We start from the raw sequence: 1890 nt of genomic DNA, 5'->3' as shown, positions 1-1890 counted from the left end.
CCTTGCGTGCGACACGCACCTCGTCACGCGGAACGACAAGCAGGGGGTGCTCCGCCGTGACGGAGAACGTGTTGGCGGGCGATATCGGCGTGAAGGTGAAGAGTTCGCCGTTGAGATCGCGCATTTGCACGGCGGTCACGCGGTGCGGGCGCCCGTCGTGGCCGCTGACGTAGTCGCCGACGCGGATGGACTCGATGGACCGCAAGTCGCCGCCGGCCGTCGTGACGAGCTCACCGGCGGGCAGGCAGCCTTCGACGTAGTGCACATAGGCGCCCTCGTCGGCGATGATCAGCGTCCGCTCGAACTGGCCCATGTTCTCGGTGTTGATTCGGAAATACGCCTGCAGCGGGATGTCGACATGCACACCCGGCGGGACGTATACGAAGCTACCGCCGCTCCAGGTAGCGGTGTTCAGCGCGGAGAACTTGTTGTCGCCGGCCGGGATCACGGTGGAGAAGTACTGCTTGAAGATCTCTTCGTGCTCGCGCAGACCAGAATCGGTATCCAGGAAGATAACCCCTTGTTCCTCAAGGTCTTCCCGGATCTTGTGGTAGACAACTTCGGAGTTGTGCACCACCAGACCCTCGGCGACGAAGTTGTGTGGTCCGTCGACTTCGATGTCGTACACCGGTTCAATCGTGTACGGCTCAATCGATTTGACCCGCTCGAAGCCCAGCCACTCGTTGGTGTGCGCCCGAATCGTCTTCCCATGGGCGTCATTAGACGAGTGCACATAACGACGACGGCCAAAGCGGTCGGTCCGTTTCGGGTTGCGGCAGCCGAGCCGCTCAAAATCGCCGGAAATGCCTAGCTGCCAAGCGATCTGCATGCGCTGGGGAGCGTGTCGATACGGCTGGGTAAACGACCACGGCCCGCCGGCACGCAACCCGGACAGTTCGGCCAGTTCCCGGGCCTGGCCCAGCAGCGGCTCGTTGGCGCAAGTCAACAGCATCGAGCCGCTCTTATCGGGCCCGACATACCCGTCGGCGTCAACCCAGCCGCCGAGGAAGGCGGCCCGCTGGTCAACCGGCAGCGAGTACACCCAGTCGGGGACTCGCTTGTGGGGGTACCACCCGCTTGCGGGGGACAACGACACACCGGCGAACCCCAGCTCGGTGATCCATCCGGTCAGCGCCTTCGAATTGACCACGACGCGGTACTGATCGGCTTCGATGCAGCGGAGCCCGAACAGGTTCTTGACCACCCGGGTCGCCTCGGCTCGCAGCTCGACATCGGTTGCGGGGATGGCGATCTGGACCCGATAGGTCTTCGTCGACCGCTGCAGGTTGCCGTCGCCGACATACAGGCCCAGCAGCCACATCAAATCGACGGAACTCGCCGCCGGAGTCGTTAACCCCACAACGCTCGGTAGTTTTGCCGCGACACCGAAATCCGGGATGGTGCGTGGCACGGCGATAAAGTCGCCTGGCTTGAGCTCGCCCACGGTGACCCATCGCCGCGCATAACGGGCGCGCTGTCGCCCTTCCTTGCGTTCGTCGCGCAGCACCAGCATCGGGTGATTGTCGGTAGCTCGGATGCTGCGCCGGGTCGTGGTAACGGTGTGGGTCAGCCGGGTGTCGGTCTGTGCCGCCCCCTTGACCGGGGCCACAATGAACCGTTCGGCGTCCTCGTCGTAGGCGAACACCCGGTCCCCGGACGCGATTTCCTTGATCGGGACCTGACCACGGTTTGCGGTCCATACCAACGTGTCACCCGCCAGGCATTCGTACTGAGCCGCTACCCCCGCGATGTAGCGCTGCTTTTCGGCTTCCGGGATACCCAGCCGGTCGTAGGTGTTGCGGATGTCCTCCGGCAGGTCGTCCCAGGTTTGGGCCTGCGCCTCGGTGGACCGGACGAAGTACTTGATGTTGTCGAAGTCGATGCCGCTGA

The 1890-nt window shown here is 63.8% G+C and carries 1 protein-coding gene; it reads right to left on the bottom strand.

The window, feature by feature from the left end; translation table 11 throughout:
- Nucleotides 1-1890, bottom strand: a 1890-nt coding sequence (locus AC2VON_RS18250) for an LAGLIDADG family homing endonuclease (protein ID WP_486954217.1), incomplete at both ends; no start/stop codon positions are given.

The organism is Mycobacterium sp. TH-M82, from assembly GCF_057473605.1.
The sequence above is the reverse complement of the archived record's forward strand: the minus strand, read 5'-3'. Positions and strand labels throughout refer to the sequence as shown.